The sequence below is a fragment of the Veillonella tobetsuensis genome (assembly GCF_002959935.1).
Classification (GTDB): domain Bacteria; phylum Bacillota; class Negativicutes; order Veillonellales; family Veillonellaceae; genus Veillonella; species Veillonella tobetsuensis.
Genome location: NZ_PPDF01000005.1, coordinates 86,719 through 102,495, shown reverse-complemented (window position 1 = coordinate 102,495; position 15,777 = coordinate 86,719). Strand labels below are relative to the sequence as shown.

At 40.3% G+C, this 15,777-nt stretch carries 10 protein-coding genes and 1 pseudogene; 3 read left to right on the top strand and 8 right to left on the bottom strand.

Annotated elements, in window-relative coordinates:
• Positions 1–132: pseudogene (locus tag VTHSUH11_RS09670) on the top strand (ISL3 family transposase); the annotation flags it as partial.
• Positions 133–261: 129 nt separating this feature from the next.
• On the opposite strand, the gene narI reads toward VTHSUH11_RS09670, so the two are convergent.
• The 5 genes from narI to VTHSUH11_RS02265 all read right to left on the bottom strand — a co-directional run bounded on the left by narI (position 262) and on the right by VTHSUH11_RS02265 (position 7,308).
• A complete protein-coding gene (gene narI, locus VTHSUH11_RS02285) occupies positions 262–933 on the bottom strand; it encodes a respiratory nitrate reductase subunit gamma (RefSeq protein ID WP_105092509.1) in 672 nt (223 codons plus the stop codon).
• Complete coding sequence (gene narJ, locus VTHSUH11_RS02280; protein ID WP_105092508.1) at positions 930–1,454, bottom strand: nitrate reductase molybdenum cofactor assembly chaperone; 525 nt, start codon at positions 1,452–1,454, stop codon at positions 930–932. Before narJ ends, narI begins: the two co-directional genes overlap by 4 nt.
• Positions 1,454–2,881 carry a nitrate reductase subunit beta gene (gene narH, locus VTHSUH11_RS02275; protein WP_105092507.1) on the bottom strand — a complete coding sequence of 476 codons (1,428 nt, stop codon included), beginning with the start codon at positions 2,879–2,881 and terminating at the stop codon, positions 1,454–1,456. Before narH ends, narJ begins: the two co-directional genes overlap by 1 nt.
• Positions 2,871–6,548 (bottom strand): nitrate reductase subunit alpha, encoded by a 3,678-nt coding sequence (locus VTHSUH11_RS02270; RefSeq protein WP_105092506.1) that lies wholly within the window; start codon positions 6,546–6,548, stop codon positions 2,871–2,873. Before VTHSUH11_RS02270 ends, narH begins: the two co-directional genes overlap by 11 nt.
• Positions 6,549–6,621: 73 nt before the next feature.
• Positions 6,622–7,308, bottom strand: coding sequence for a Crp/Fnr family transcriptional regulator (locus VTHSUH11_RS02265; protein ID WP_071824871.1), 687 nt, complete (start codon positions 7,306–7,308; stop codon positions 6,622–6,624).
• A gap of 333 nt (positions 7,309–7,641) precedes the next feature.
• Between VTHSUH11_RS02265 and VTHSUH11_RS02260 the strand changes: the two genes are divergently transcribed.
• Positions 7,642–8,979, top strand: a complete 1,338-nt coding sequence (locus VTHSUH11_RS02260) for an MFS transporter (protein WP_105092505.1) — start codon at positions 7,642–7,644, stop codon at positions 8,977–8,979.
• 402 nt (positions 8,980–9,381) lie between these two features.
• On the opposite strand, the gene VTHSUH11_RS02255 is transcribed toward VTHSUH11_RS02260, so the two are convergent.
• A complete protein-coding gene (locus tag VTHSUH11_RS02255) occupies positions 9,382–9,981 on the bottom strand; it encodes a TetR/AcrR family transcriptional regulator (RefSeq protein WP_105092504.1) in 600 nt (199 codons plus the stop codon).
• A gap of 161 nt (positions 9,982–10,142) precedes the next feature.
• Here VTHSUH11_RS02255 and VTHSUH11_RS02250 point away from each other — a divergent pair, with 161 nt between their 5' ends.
• On the top strand, positions 10,143–10,928 hold the full coding sequence (locus VTHSUH11_RS02250; protein ID WP_105092503.1) for an MBL fold metallo-hydrolase: 786 nt from the start codon (positions 10,143–10,145) through the stop codon (positions 10,926–10,928).
• A gap of 504 nt (positions 10,929–11,432) precedes the next feature.
• Here VTHSUH11_RS02250 and cooS read toward each other — a convergent pair.
• Together cooS and VTHSUH11_RS02240 are read right to left on the bottom strand one after the other, a co-directional pair.
• Positions 11,433–13,625: an anaerobic carbon-monoxide dehydrogenase catalytic subunit gene (gene cooS / locus VTHSUH11_RS02245; protein WP_105092502.1), complete on the bottom strand. Its 2,193-nt coding sequence runs from the start codon at positions 13,623–13,625 to the stop codon at positions 11,433–11,435.
• A 520-nt stretch (positions 13,626–14,145) separates the two neighbouring features.
• Positions 14,146–15,774 carry a phosphoenolpyruvate carboxykinase (ATP) gene (locus VTHSUH11_RS02240; RefSeq protein WP_105092501.1) on the bottom strand — a complete coding sequence of 543 codons (1,629 nt, stop codon included), beginning with the start codon at positions 15,772–15,774 and terminating at the stop codon, positions 14,146–14,148.
• Between the last annotated feature and the right edge of the window lie 3 nt (positions 15,775–15,777).

The window sequence follows — 15,777 nt, the reverse complement described above, 5'->3', positions numbered from 1 at the left end:
ATTAAGGTATTAAAACGAATAAGCTATGGACTTCGCCACTTTGGTAGATTTAGAGTACGTATTCTACTTTTGAGCAAAAAGAATGGCACCAACCATACATATGATTGGTGCCAAAGAAGGCTCGTAGGGTGAACACCCCAACATTTGACAGAGAGCCAATAAAAAGCCCCTTATACGAATAAATTTAATCTTTATTCGTATAAGGGGCTCAGATTAATTTGTCATATTATAGAAGAGCATACAAATCAATCAACATCCTAATTATTTTTGATCTCGTTTACGATATACGATAAACGGACGTGTTAAATAGTTAAGTGGCGCACTCAAGCAGTGTACTAAACGGCTGAATGGGAAGATGATTGCCACTGCCATCCACGCGAACATGTGGAATTTAAACATAAATGGTACACCTTCCATCAAGGATGGATCCGGCATAAACGCTAATAGGCTGCGGAACCAAGGACCGATGGATACGCGGTAATCAAAGAAACCAGATGCATTAAGCAATGTTCCAGCCATACCACTGAAAATGGCTAATGTTAAGAACAAATATAACCATTTATCAAGGCCAGATGTGTTAACTTTTAACTCAGCTACTGTGAAGCGGCGTTTCATCAAGAGCAAGAAGCCTACGATGAAGATGATACCCGCTACAGCACCCATGTATAACGCACCTTGATGGTACATATGGTCATTAATACCGATTGCAGCAGTCCAAGTTTTAGGGATTAACACACCTACTACGTGACCACCGATAACGCATAGCAAACCAAAGTGGAACAATGGATTGGCAATGCGCAATTGTTTTTTCTCTAAAAATTCACTCGATTTTGTAGTCCAGTTTCTTTCAAAGTAGAAGAAACGAACCAAGGTACCTACGATTAAGAAGGTGAAAGCGATGTAAGGCAATGCGCCCCAAAGAAATAGATTCATCGTGCACCGTCCTCCAATCCATTTGCAACAGACAAGATAATATCAAACAAGAATGCATAAGGCAGTTTAGCCTCAATGAAGCGTTCTCTAATGTATTCCAATTTTGGCTTACAATAGTCGTAAATTTCTTTTGCTTTTTCATCATCGATAACGGCACATAATTCAAGAAGTGCTGGAATATAATCCGGCATTTCTTTTGGCAAATCATAGTCGTTTTCTAGGAAGAAAGCTTTAAATTTAACGAGTTCTTCTGCTTGTTCCCCAGTACCTTGTAATTCATAAGTCGACAAATACATAGTTGTATTTTGACTAAAATCAAAGGTACGTACATATTGGTCTTCGAATTCTTTTTTATTAGCATCCTCTACATAGTCGAAGAATTCTAATAAACCTTGGCGTAGTTGAGGATGCCCAACGGATTGGGCGTCCTCTCTCCATTCAGGTAGTTCGTTATACCATTGTTCATCAGGATAGCGTAGAAGAAATGACGCAATAAGAGCGATTTTCTGAGCATCCTTCATTATTGACATCCCCCTGTTGGGCAAGCAAAGCCGCGATTTTGTTGTATTTCTAGGCGACCTTCGCGAGATACTTTCACATCAGATGGGACAACAAAGCGATCATTATATTTGGACAATGCCAACAATTTGTACATACCGTACATTTGATCTTCTGTTAAATCTACATTGTGATCGATAGGACCGTCACCTGTTTCACGACGACGCATGTATTCACGCATGTCGAGAACACGTTGCAATGTACGAGCTAAAATTTCTGTATTACCGGCTGTAAACAAGTTAGCAAGGTATTGTACAGGTACGCGCATTTCATGTGCATCTGGCAAGTATACATCAGATGTTACGCGTTGCAAGATTGGGCTGAGTGGTGGCACATACCAAACCATTGGCAATGTACGATACTCAGGATGCAATGGCAATGCCACGCCCCACTCTTTTACAAGTTTGTATACAGGAGATTTTTGAGCTGCTTTAATCCATGCTTCGGAGATGCCTTCTGCACGAGCCGCTTTAATAACCTCTGGATCATGAGGATCCAAAATCAAATCTAATGTATTTTCGTAAATATCTTGTTCATTTTTTGTAGCTGCCATAGCTTCTACTTTGTCCATATCGTAGAATACAACGCCAACATAGCGCATACGACCTACACAAGTTTCAGCACAGATTTGAGGCAAGCCATTTTCTAAGCGTGGGTAACAGAATACACATTTTTCAGCTTTATTAGTTTCCCAATTATAGAAGATTTTTTTGTATGGACAAGATGGAACACAATGTCTCCAACCGCGGCATACATCTTGAGATACGAGAACCACACCATCTTCATCGCGTTTGTAGATCGCGCCAGATGGACATGCAGCTACACATGCAGGGTTCAAGCAGTGGTTACAAAGACGTGGCAAGTAGCGCATGAACACTTCTTCGTAATCAAATACGATATCTTGGCCCATCTTAGTTAAGTTCACATCAGAGCGAGCATGTTGACCACCTGCTAAATCATCATCCCAGTTAGGACCCCAAGTCACTTCCATTTTTTGTTTCGTCACAAGAGAACGAGGACGAGCAACTGGTTGGTTATTTTTACGACCACCATGAATCAATGTTTCATAGTCGTAAGTCCAAGGTTCGAAATAATCCTTCAACTCTGGTTGTTCAGGATGGAAGAATAACTTCATCAAACGATTGGTTTTAGAACCTGTAGAAAGAGCTAAATTACCAGAGTTATCTAGCGTCCAGCCGCCCTTCCATTTTTCTTGGTCTTCCCAATTACGTGGATAGCCTACGCCTGGGCGAGTTTCCACGTTATTAAAGTACATATATTCCGCGCCTTCGCGGTTCGTCCATGTATTTTTACAAGTGATAGAGCATGTATGACAGCCTAAGCACTTATCCAAATTTAGGACCATGGATACTTGAGCTTTAATCTTCAAGCCAATCCACCTCCTTCAATTTACGAGCCACAATTGTCATATCACGTTGGTTGCCAGTTGGGCCATAATAGTTAAATCCATAGCTCAATTGACCATAACCGCCAATCATGTGTGTCGGTTTCAAGTGAATATGAGTTGGTGCATTATGTGTACCACCGCGACGGTCTTTCTTAACTTGCGTACCAGGAACGTTGATGTGACGATCTTGAGAGTGATGCATATAGGAAATGCCACGAGGAATACGTGGAGATACAACTGCACGAGCTGCTACAACACCATTTTTGTTGAAAGCTTCTACCCAGTCATTATCTTTAACGCCGATTTCTGCTGCATCATCTTCATTGAGCCAAATAGTTTGGCCACCACGGAACAATGTCAACATTTGTTGGCTATCGAAGTACATACTATGTGTAGACCACTTATTATGTGGTGTTAAGTATTTCAATGTAATTTCTGGAATACCTTCTTGTTTGTAGTCACCTTGTACTGGTTTATAAGATAATACAGGTTTGTACAACGCCATAGCTTCACCGTAATCGCGCATCATTTCATGATCACAATAGAAGGATTGACGACCTGTTACGGTACGGAATGGTACTTTATCCTCTGTAGATGTTGTGAATGGAGAATAACGACGGTTTTTATCGTTCTTACCAGTACTTGTTACAGAGCTAATGATAAAGCGCGGTTGGCGAACCATATCATCGAAGGTAATCTTTTCTTGTTCGCGGCCTTTTGCATTCTTTTCAAGACCAGAAAGACCTGTTTTTTCTTCCATCGCTTTCCAAGAGCGAACAGCCAATTTACCATTTGTACAAGAAGATAATGTTAATACAACATTACAAGCTTCCTTACATTCGTAAATGCTTGGACGGCCATGAGAAATAAATTCTGGATTATCGATAGTACCATTTTGTGCATACAATGTTTGGTATTCATCGGATACATCCCACGCCAAGCCATGAGCACCCATTTTATTTTCAATATTAGGTCCCAAAGCGATGAACTTTTCGAAGATTTGGCTATAGTCGCGTTTTACATGTACGAGGTTAGGCATTGTTTTACCTGGAATTGGCTCACATTCGCCTTTGCTCCAATCGAGGACTTTACCTTCTGGTTGTGCCACTTCACCTGGGCTGTCATGACCAAGAGGTAATGCTACGATATCTTCGTATTCTGTGAAGCCAGACTCTTTTGCTACGCGAGATACTGTTTCTGCAAGGGTACGGAATGTATCCCAGTCAGATTTAGTTTCCCATGCGCAATCAACAGCAGCTTGGAATACGTGTACATATGGATGCATATCTGTAGAGGACAAGTCTTCTTTTTCATACCATGTAGCTGCAGGGAATACGATATCAGAATACAAGCCAGTAGAAGCCATACGGAAGTCGATGTCGATTAAGAGGTCAAGTTTGCCTGCCCCATCAGCTTCACGCCATTTGATTTCTTCTGGACGTGTAGGTGCATCGTCATCTTCTAATACCGCATTTTTAGTACCTAATAAATGTTTCAAGAAGTATTCGTGGCCTTTAGAAGAGGAACCGATAAGGTTCGCACGCCATACGAATAAGTTGCGTGGATGGTTTTCTTTAGCCGCAGGATCTTCTACGCAGAATTGTAATTCTTTATTTTTCAATGCTTGTGCCACATATTGATTAATTTCTGCTTCTGTACCAGCACCAGCTGCACGAGCATCGTTAACCAACTCTTGGCTACCTTTATTGAAAGTAGGATACGATGGCAACCAACCTAAACGAGCCGCTAAAACATTGTAATCGCCAGGGTGACGATAACGAGGCTTAGCTAATTTAGATACGCGGTCTGCCAAGTCGATGCAATCAGAACGGTATTGTTCTGTAGCAAAGTAGAACCAAGATGTACCATTTTGCAAACGAGGAGCTTTACTCCAGTCGTTAGCTGTCATGATACCGCCCCAGCCTTCAACAGGACGAAGTTTTTCTTGACCTACGTAGTGAGCCCAGCCACCACCGTTAACACCTTCTGTACCGCAGAACATGATAAGGTTCAAGATTGTACGGTAAATGATATCCGCATGGTACCAGTGATTGATACCACCGCCCATGATAATCATGGAACGACCTTTAGTTTTTTCTGCATTATCTGCAAATTCACGAGCTGTGGCAATAGCAATATCTGCTTTTACGCCTGTAATTTTTTCTTGCCATGTAGGTGTGTAAGGAGTGTCATCAGTGTAAGCTTTAGCCACTTCACCACCGATACCACGGTCTATACCATAGTTAGCAAGAATAAGGTCATATACTGTAGTTACTTTTACAGGACCATCAACAGTTTGTACTGTAATCGTTGGAATAGCACGTTCGATAACGCCTTCGTGCTCTTCGTCACCAAAGTATGGCAATTTAACGATAGTCACATCTTCCCGTTGATCAAATACGGATAAGCGAGGGTCAATTTTAGCCCCTGTATTGCGGTTTTCAAGGCGTAAGTTCCATTTTTGTGGATTTGTGTGACGGTCGCCCATTGTACCATTTGGAACAACGATTTCATTTGTTGTTTCATCAATTAATACAGTTTGGAAATCAGCACCGTCTTCTTTGCTACCTAAATCCTTAGCGTTTAAGAAACGGCCTGGTTGTACTGCACCGTTGATGTCTTCAACGCGTACAAGGAATGGCATATCAGTAAACTCTTTAGCATACTCTTTGAAGTATGGAGTTTCTTTATCGATGTAGTATTCTTTTAAGATTACGTGACCCATCGCCATAGCAAGAGCCGCATCAGTGCCGGCTTTCACATTAAGCCAAGCATCAGAAGAAGTTGTAGATTCCGCATAGTCAGGAGATACGGATACTACTTTGGTACCTTTGTAACGAACCTCTGTTAAGAAGTGAGCATCAGGCGTACGAGTCAACGGTACGTTGGAACCCCAAGTCATGATGTAACCAGCATTATACCAGTCACCAGATTCAGGAGTATCAGTTTGTTCACCCCAAACTTGAGGGCTAGAAGGTGGCAAATCGGCATACCAGTCATAGAAGGACAATGGTGAACCACCCATTAAGTTAAGGAAACGAGCACCTGCTGCATAGGACAACATGGACATCGCTGGAATTACAGAGAAGCCCGCGTTGCGGTCAGGGCCGTATGTTTTTGCTGTATATAGTAAAGATGCTGCAGTGATTTCTGTCGCTTCATCCCATGTGGAGCGCACAAAGCCACCCATACCACGGGCAGATTTGTATTTCTTCGCTTTTTCAGGATCTTCTACGATAGATTTCCAAGCTTCGATTGGGTTCTTAGCATGCTTTTTAGCTTCTCTCCAAAGCTCAGCCAATTCGCCGCGTACATATGGATATTTTACGCGCAATGGGCTATAGAGATACCAAGAGAATGTGGCACCACGAGGGCACCCACGTGGTTCGTAATCCGGCATATCATCTGGTGTTTCAGGGTAATCAGTAGCCTGATTTTCCCACGCTACAACACCATTCTTAACGTAGATATTCCAGCTACAAGAACCAGTACAGTTTACGCCATGCGTTGTGCGGACAACTTTATCGTAAGACCAACGGTCACGATAAAAATTTTCCCACTCGCGGCCGCCATCTTCAGTTATTTGATGACCGCTTGGAGATACGTTCTTCTTGCGAAGAAACTTAAACTTTTGAGACAACAAGCTCATCTCATGTCCTCCTTCAAAACTACAAAAAAGCCCTTGCGTTAGCAATGCCAACAGCAAGGGCGATTATCCACAATTATTCGATATTACTGATATTAGGATCTATCGTTTCCGTATCCAAATCGAGTAATCCGATTAATGCATCGAAGTCACAGATTACCAGATGGTGTTTATCATAGGCTACATAGCCTAATTTTCGTAACTCACTAAGCATGCGGTTTAAACTTTCCCGAGATGTGGCAGCAAATTCAGCTAATTCTTGGTTTGTTAAAGCAATGTCGATATAGATACCGTCATCGCGTTTTATACCGTAGCTATTAGCCAAACGCAATAAAGTCGAATAGAATGCACCTTTTTTGCCATACAACAACAAGTCTCTATACTTGGCCTGTTGTCGCCGCATGTGAAGTGTATAGATTTTCATCATCGCAATAGCCAAGGAATGGTCCTTTGCAATGGCTGGTTCTAACACATCATAACGAATCGAATATACCGAGCATTTTTCACGTGCAATCGCATTAAACACGTAAGTCCGAGTATTTGTCTCATATAAAGGAATTTCGCCAAGCACATTATTAGGTCCCACCAAACGATGAGCAAAAATATGACCACTAGCCTCAAATTTCTTAATACTAAGTCTACCTTTACGAACAATAAAAAAATGATCTGCTATATCACCTTCGTGAAACAGAAATTCTCCTTTTTCAAGATGAATTGTTTCACCTGGCAATGCAAGTAACTGGTTTATTAACTCCTGTTCCATACTATCACCGTGCATCCTTTAGTGTCATTTGACCATGTCCTTTTTGAAAGTTGCTTTCACAAAACACATGGGCAAAAGGCACATATACTATATACTTACGTATATTACCAACATTATAACCGATTAATTCTTATATAAGTGTGTTTTTCATCACAACATTATTATATTTTGTTTTATATAATAATGTTGTGATTTTAGGCACATTCTCTATTTTTATAATACTACTTTTTTTGTATGATTCACATGAAAATTTTTTATGAAAATGTGCCGTATAGTTTGTGTAAAAAGATCTTCCCCTTTTATCACATGTGTTTTACTTAAAGGAGAGCTCTCATGTCAGAACTGAAAATGCCTCAAGTAGGTGCGAGTCGCAAAGAGATTGTTGCGAACTGGCAACCAGAAAATCCCGAGTTTTGGGAAAAGTTTGGTAAAAAAATCGCCAAACAAAACTTGGTAATATCTACTATTGCCCTAACTTTATCCTTTTGTGTATGGTATCTATGGTCCACCATCGCAGCCCAATTAAATAGTGCGGGATTCCATTTTACAACCGACCAATTATTTACACTTGCTGCCTTCCCAGGCCTCGTAGGTGCTACATTACGCTTTGTGTACACTTACATGCCCGCACTTATGGGTGGTAAAAACTGGACATTCATTTCCACCATCATTTTGTTGGTCCCTGTTGTATGGCTCGGCTTTGCTGTACAGGATACAACTACTTCGTACACTACATTCATGATTTTAACCGCCCTTATCGGTTTAGCGGGCGCTAACTTCTCGTCATCCATGGCCTACATTGGCAACTTCTTCCCGAAATCCGAAAAAGGTACAGCCCTTGGTATCAATGGCGGTATTGGTAACCTTGGTATTTCTGTAATTTACTTCTTAGCACCATTCGCTATGGGTTCTGCTACATTAGGCAATGTCTTTGGTGTAACACCTGCTATCATCAAAGGTAATGCCGTATACCTTGCCAATGCAGCTTTCATGTGGATTGTACCACTCGTTGTTATCCTTGCATTGATGACTCGATTCATGGACAACTTGCCTCTAGACAAACCAAATCCTAAAAATCTTGTACAAATCTTTGGCAACAAACACACGTGGGCTCTTACATTACTTTACACTTGTTCTTTCGGTGCTTTCTCTGGTTATGCAGCAGCACTAGGCCTCTTAGTAGGTAAAGAATTCCCTGAAGTTCCATTTGCATCCATTGCATTCGTAGGCCCCCTTGTAGCAGGTGCCCTTCGCCCTGTAGGCGGTTGGTTAGCAGATAAAATTAATAGTGGTACAAAGGTTACCTTTGTTAGCCTTATTACTTTATGTGTTACTACAGCATTGATTCCAGTTGGCGTTAACATGCACAACTTCCCATTCTTCTTTGCAATGTCCGTATTAACCTTCGTATGCTGTGGCTTCGCAACAGGTGCAACATTCCGTATGATTCCACACGTATTTGGCAATCCGTTGTTATCCTCTTTAATCACAGGCTTCGTAGCTGCCGTAGCTGCATACGGTGCCTTCATTACACCTAAGATCTTCGGTTTCACATATACTACATTCGGTAGTATCTACCCAGCTTTCGTTGCATTACTTGTGTTCAACCTGGTAACAGTAGCTGTGTGCTACTGGTTCTATGTGAGAAAAGGGGCAAACATGAACGTATAAATTCATGTCCTACCTTATAGCTGTATAGAAAATATAATTTACATCATTAAAGAAAATATAATTCACCCTTAATTTGGGTAATGAAATACCCCCTCAGTCGTCCTCCACCGCCTTAACGGCCTGCGGCTAGGCCTTGGCCTAGCAAAGTCGGACTCTCTGAGGGGGTTATTTCATTAAAAATTAGATGTGAATTAGATTATCTACATGGTGAATTATATTTTCTATTACAGCAATTACGGTTGTCCATGAATTTATACGTTCTAAATAGACAGAACGGTCTGCGGCCTAGGGACTTAACCTCATCCATATACCGCTTCTAGAAATTAGTACAGGCCTGTACTAATTTCTAGGTGAGGATGTATTGCCTAAGATGCACCAAGGAAGTATGTGAGCCTTATATGCTTATTTTCTTTGTAACCCACAGTAAACGAGTTCAAAGATAACTTTCTGCGCTTCTAACCATTCATCGCTTTGGGACCACTTATATTGTTTATTAACAGCATATAGTCCGTGCACTAAAAATACAAAAACAGATACACCCACGTCAAATGAAGTCCCAAGGGCTTCTGCCATAACAAGCCCTTGCCGATCTTTTTCACTCCGTATAATTCGTTGTAATACATATTCTGAAATTTGTTCATCTAAAAATAAAGGTAAATACTTTTTATGTCGTATAATACGCTGACATAACGGTAGTCTATCAAAAATAGAATCATATGCTTCTCTCAATAATATAGAATCAGAAGCAGCTGATAAGGTTTTAGCTATAATTTGTAAATTATTATTATCTACCATTCCTGGCTTTAAATAAGCGATTGCATCATCCACTAAATCATCAACAATTTCCATGATATTACTATAGTGTAAATAAAAAGTAGAACGAGTTATACCTGATGCTTTACACAACGATGTTACTGTTACAGACTCAAAAGAATTGTTTGCTAAACAACTAAGCAAGCCTTCTTTTAACAACATACGTGTCATTTCTTTTCGAGTTATCATATAACCTCCAATATAGACACTTTTATACAATGTGTCTATTAATAAACATAGTGTCAATTATTGTTGAGACTAGTATAACAAAACAAGGTATACTAGTTCTAGAGATTACAAATAATAATCTATTCAATTAAATCGACAATAATTTAATTAAGGAGATAACTATGACACAATATACTCACATTCGAAATGCTACAGGAAAATTAACAATAAAAAATACAACATTCCTTATTGATCCATTTTTAGCACCAAAAGATACTTATCCTGGCTTTGAAGGAACATTTAACTATCAACAAAGAATGCCTATGGTTGATTTACCTCTATCAATGGACAATCTATTAAGCAATGTAACTGCAGTGGTAGTTACACACACACATCTTGATCATTGGGATGATACGGCAATTAATGCTATTCCAAAATCACTTCCTATTTTTGTACAAAATACAGCGGACAAAGAACTTATTACTTCTCAAGGCTTTAATGATGTACGCATCATTTTTGAAAGTCTGGAGTTTAATGGTATTACATTAAGAAAAACAGGTGGCTCCCACGGCACGGTAGAAATGTATGCAAATCCAGTTCTCGCACCATTAGCAGGCGATGCGATGGGCGTTATTTTTGAAGCAGCAGACGAACCAACTGTGTACCTTGTAGGCGATACAGTTTGGACAAGTGATGTAGAGAAGGCCCTTCTTCGCTTCGACCCTAACGTTATTATTATGAACACTGGATATGCTCAAGTTTTAGGCTTTGAAGATAGTATTATTATGGGTACAAAAGATATTGGACGCATGGTGGTACGCAAACCAGAGGCTAAAATCATTGCGGTTCACATGGATACAGTTAATCATACTGCAACAAGCCGTAAGGATGTGCACAAGTTTATCAAAGGCACCAATATCGAAAGCCATGTAGCAGTCCCTGAGGATGGAGAAACTATTGTACTATAAGTTACTATATACCTATGTTGTTTTTATGTTGTTATTGAGGTATACTATAAACATAAAGAGAGTCATTGACGTGTGCGAGCGTTAGGCTCATCTAAAAATTTGGGAAATAAGATGTGCCTAACGTGTAAGTATTACCAGTACTTATTACGTTAGGCGTTTCTTAAGTTTATTTGAATAAACTTAAGATAGATACAACTACGGAAATTACAAAAAGAGTTAAATAAACCTTCTCGAATTTACTCATAGTATCACCACCTTTCGGTGATGAACCTAACTCACGTCAATGACTCCCGTTATTAGTATAGCAGAGTTATAAATGATGTAATAGATTAAGTTAATGAGCTTTTGATTAAAAAATGAAGCGTCAGGCCTGCCTGACGCTTTTATTCTTTCATAAATAATTATTAGTTAAAGACCCTCTTCAGAATCCGACTTTGCCCCTGTTCCAAAGGAACAGATCTGGGCGGTGGAGGATTATGGAGAGGGTCTTTTGTTTATATTATATTATTTTACTTCTGCCCAACCTAAAGCAGCACGTTTAGCATCAATATCTGCCAAGATTTTTTCAGCAACTTTAGCAGGATCTGTATTTACATACATAACAGAGCCTAAGATGTCTTTAGTGTCTTCTTTAAGCCATTTTGTAACAGCATCAGAGCCTTGTGTAGGTGGCTCAACGCAATGGTAAGAGTTGATACCCATCAAGCGGAAGCCAAGGGATGCATCGATACCTTTTTCGTTAGACCATTCAGGGCTAGACATAGCGAATGGCAATTGTGGCAAGTTAAGACCAAGTTCAGCCGCAATACCACCGAAGATACCAGAGGAACGTGCATTATCTACACATTCGCCAACATGCCATACTGGTGGTTGATCATCGCCCAAGAACTCTTGTAATGCAGGGCTACATTTCTTAATAGCATCTGTATTACAGTAACCAAGTTTCATTAATGGGAAGGACGCACAACCATTTGTTAAGATGATACAGCCATTTTTGATAAGTGTATCAACGATATCTACAGTTGCTTTTTCGTAGATAACGCGAGGGTTGGAACAACCTACTACGTTAACGATACCACGAACTTTACCAGATTTTAAAGCCTCTGCCAATGGTTTGAAGGAACCATAATGTTTAACAGTGGATTCTGGAGAGAAACCAACCTCTGCAGTGATTTCGTATGGCGGAATGAATACAGGCATGCCTTTACGCAATTCATGAGCTTCAAGAGCGCGATCCAAGATTTTGCGAGCCAATGCTTTTGTTTCAGACAAGTTAGTATGATGGTGATCGTAACCAATGTGTTCTGCACCTGGTAAACGCGCTGCATCAGATGTAGTGATAACCTTTGTATTGAAGCAACGTGCTACGTCCATAATAGCAGGGTAAACGTCTTGAACGTCAGCTACCCAGCAATCGAGTGCGCCAGTACCAAGTACAAGTTCCGCACCGATAGCATTACACAATGGAATAACATTTTCATAACGGTACATGCTCGACAAACCAGAGCAACAAATACCGTAGAATTGGATGCCTTTGGCACCGATAGCTTTCGCTTTTTCTAAATACTCTTCAGAGGCACCAATTGTACAAATTTGAGATACTAATGTTGGCAAGTGACCGTGAACAGCGATATTTACATAACCTTTTTTCAAGGCACCAATGTTAACTTTGGATGTACGGCGACCGCCTTGTCCGAACAATGCATCTGTAGCGATATCTGCCGCTACTACGCCAGTGAATGTGAAAGCAAGACCACAACGCAAGAATTGTTTCATATTGCTTTCCCAATCGCCATCTGTACCTACGCATGTACGATGGTATGCATCAAATGCTTCATTGTACGCGGAAATAGGTAAGATATCAAGGTTTTTCCAAACTTCGCGACGTTCAGCAGGAGCCATTGCTGTAATTGTTTTATATTCGCCAGGCAATGCACGACTCAAATCTTCTAATAGAACGTCTGCTAAATCATTAGCTACTTCTTTCAAAGAACGACCTTCTTCAGGGATGTTGAAAGCCTTACATACAGTACGGATTTTTTCTTCGCCCAAAATTGGAATATCCAATTGATCATTAGCGGCAGCTTTCAAAGAAATCAAAATTTCACGAGCATGCGCACCATGTTGAGTCAAACCACCAGCAGCAGCACGTGTCATGTTACGAGCTACGATAAGGTCAGCATCGGCACCGCAGACGCCACGAGGGCTCTTAGGCGTAATTTTACATGGACCCATGAAACAAATACGACAACATACGCCAGCAATACCAAACGCACATTGAGGTTGTTGTTTATCGAAACGGTCAAATACAGTGTCGCAACCGATTTGTTCCATACGAAGAATCATCTCACGCACGGCTGGGTCAGGAGTTTGCTCGATAACATCTTGCTTAGTAGGCCAGGTTTTACGATACTCAGCAACAGCCTTAAGATAATCATTTACGCCATGTTCATGAGGCACACCTGGTTCATGAGTGTGTGGCACCCATTTATCTGTAGGCAAAGCCTTTTCATGGCTATGATCGTGACCATGGTCATGGTCATGATGATGGTCATGGTCATGGTCGTGATGATGGTCGTGATCATGATTGTGGTCATGGTTGTGATCATGATCGTGATGATGACCGCCACAATGGCAATGATGATGTTCACCATGGCTATGGTCATGGGTATTTTTATTTTCCACGTCTTTACTCATTTTAAACCTCCTAGGGGCCTACGTAGGCCAGCTGACAATAATAAGAAAACATATTCTACATTTATTTCAGGTTAATTCCACCATAATGACGGACTTTAAATCCTATCTCCAAAATATGTTTTAAACTGCTTTAAGTATATTTTCTCGAAGGACATTTGTCAATTAAAATTTATAATATTTTCAATTTTTATATCCAAATAGCATCAGATTATATCGATATTCCATCAATTATTTCGCTCATTTTATTTTCACAAACTTCTGTTTTTTAACTCCTGTTTTTATTGGGAATTAAGGTAACAAAGAGTATAAATCTCCCCATATGCCGCTGCGCTTCTCTGTTAGCTCACACCCTGCGTTGGGCTCCGCTTTAGCGCAGTAGCTTCCTCCTACACCGATGTACTAAAAACCTTAATGTAAAAAGATACAGAAAAGAAATAGCCCCTCTGGAAAAAACTTCGGGCTCCGCTTTAGCGCAGTAGCGTGTTTTTTCCAGAGGGGCTATTTCGGTTATTGTAAAGTGTTACATTAAAGTTTTTAATACATCAAGTACTTCATCTGGTAATTCATTTTTACCGTCTCTGAGATTTTCCACATAGTCATAGCGGAACTCAAAAGCTTTGTGCAATTGGTGATGGTATTCACGAACTTGGAATGGTGGTTCAAACCCAGGAACCTCTACATAAGAAAGGTTTTCATATTTATAAAATGGTTTGAAGTCCAATGTGCCTTCTACCAAGCGTTCCAACAAATCAAGAGTCACTTCTTTAGGAATTTTATTTTCCAAGAAGAACCCTGTGTTCATGATGTAACATTCTACGCCACATTCAGAGAACAATTTTTTGTAGCTTTCATAATCACGAACCAATGGATAGGTACGGAATGGATTTGCATATGGTTCGATAACAAGTGCATTTGGATCAACGTGAGCATCGAGTTTTTCCGCTGTCGAACGACGTGTCGCAAGTGTAGCACCCATGGTAGATGCCAAAACAGGGTCATCGACTTTAAGGATTGGTGGCAAAGTTTTATCTTTCATAAGCCATACAATGGCATTAACTGGTTGATCTACGTAGTTTACACGATTATCTGTCCAAAATTGAGATTTAATAGCGCGACCATTATTATTACGCACATCTTCTGCCAACACAACCTTACGGCCATCCTCATCCATAGTTACGCCAACATTTTGTAGAGTCAACAAGAATTCATTAGCAGGATGTTCCACAGGATAGTCTTGCATTTTGTCGAAATATGTAGGTTCAAGAGCAATAGAACTCAAGTCATTAGTATTGATGATATATGCATCGTCATGCAAGATAGAAATATCATAACGACCATCATGTTTTTCATGAGTTAATGTAGATTTACCAGAACCGGACAAGCCAAATACACCGATAGTGTAGCTTTTACCATTTTCAAGATTATAACGTTTCATACCGCCGTGGCATGCTACATAGTCGAAACGATTTGCCAAGGACCATGCCAATGTAAGGGTACCTTTTTTATGTTCCCCAAAGTAGCGCATACCAAGAATCATAGCGCAGTTATGAGCTGGGTCAAAAATAGCAAGCCCACCTGGATGACCTGGCACCACATAGTCAGGATCAGAATAGATATAAATATCGCCTTCTGGAATTTCTACACTATCATTGTAGAATTCTTTTACAGCGGCATCAAAGAACTTAAAGTTCATAATCCAAGAATACAAAATGGATGCATGGTCTTTTGGAATCATCAAATGCGCACGAGCTGTGAACTTTTTATCAAGACCTACGATAGTTTCAGCAGAAATCCATTCTTTACCACGGCTATCATAGACTGCATCACGTGCAATATTAGCAAGTTCCACTTCGTCAATGCCTTCATCGCCAATAATGCGACGAGCTTTTGCATAACGACCTGTAGTTTTACCATCGTTTGTAACTAGTACCTTTGCATCAGCTGGCAAACCTTGCTCGCATGGTTTATATACAGGCATATCGAGGACGATAACACCTGGTTCTTCAGTGGCAAATTGATACGCTTGTGTCACAGATGTAATAGGCGTTACATTGTTTCCATAAAATGCAGTTTCAATAGTACTGCGCATCTTAGAAAATAATGGGTTTGTTTTAATTTCACTTTGCTTCCAAACGCGTCTTGTAGACATAGT